The sequence below is a fragment of the Agromyces sp. NPDC055658 genome (genome assembly GCF_053618155.1).
In genome coordinates this window covers 1-1010 of the sequence record NZ_JBSHHD010000161.1, presented here as the reverse complement: position 1 = coordinate 1010, position 1010 = coordinate 1, and the positions used below count along the sequence as shown (strand labels likewise).

Annotated in this window: 2 protein-coding genes; one reads left to right on the top strand and one right to left on the bottom strand. The window is 67.2% G+C overall.

Annotated features, from left to right (window positions below; genetic code table 11):
- On the top strand, positions 1-126 hold a 126-nt coding region (locus ACWGPE_RS19345), incomplete at its 5' end, for a metallopeptidase family protein (protein WP_452049372.1).
- A 283-nt stretch (positions 127-409) separates the two neighbouring features.
- Here ACWGPE_RS19345 and ACWGPE_RS19340 read toward each other — a convergent pair.
- On the bottom strand, positions 410-1010 hold a 601-nt coding region (locus ACWGPE_RS19340; RefSeq protein WP_452049371.1), incomplete at its 5' end, for a histidine phosphatase family protein.

Here is a 1010-nt window from a genome sequence, read left to right as displayed (position 1 = left end):
GCCCTGCTGGACTTCTGTGACAGTGAGGCCGACGTGGTCGACGAGGTGGCGATCACCGTGATCCACGAGATCGCGCACCATTTCGGGATCGATGACGAGCGGCTCCACGAACTTGGCTGGGGATGAGCCGCTAGCGCGAAGACAAATAGCTGGGGCCAGGCCACCAGGCGCGGCAACCACGTTTTGTCGGCCCACAGTGCTATCAACGGGCTATGACCATCCAGTGCCGGGAGTGCGCGGCCGGTCTGGAGCATTGCCACGGCACCGTGATCCACCACGTCCGGTACCGCACGGAATGCACCGACGACGCCTGCACCACCCCGGAAGCAGCGCACACGTTCAGCCTCGACTGTGAGGCGGTCGGCTGCCAGTGTGCGCATGAGAGCGCACTCTCGAGCCGGCGGTACGCCTAGCCCATCGGGTCGGTTTCGGACGTCACCGCGTCGGCGACCGGTGTCGCGGCGGGCTCCGGATAGAACGGCGGAGTCACCGCCGCCCACTGCACACAACTCCAGCGCCCGTCGGTGATCGGCGCCAGCACAATCGATTCGGTGTTGGCCAGGTGATGGTCGAGGGCGAAGCTGCCGTCGACGCCGGCCAGCACGGCAGCCACCAAACGGATCGCGGCGCCATGGCTCACCAGCACGATGTCACTGTGGAAGTCCTGGTCGTCGAGGTAGCGCAACCGAAGATCGGTGAGCACCGGCACGTACCGGCCCAGGACCGCCTCTGCGCTCTCGCCGCCGGGCATCGGCACATCCAGTTCGCCGAGGTGCCAGCGCTCGTAGATCCGGTTGAACTCGGCGACGGCGTCGTCGTCGCTGCGGTCCTCCAGCTCACCGACCTGAACTTCGTGGACCCCTTCGAATTCGAATGGGACAAGGCCGGTTTCGGTGCCGATTCCGGCTGCGGTCTGCGCTGCGCGCCGGGCCACGGAGTGGGCCAGGATCGACGGACGCTGACCGAGCGTCCCGGCGAACCGCCGGGCCTGGTCATGGCCGAGGTCGGTC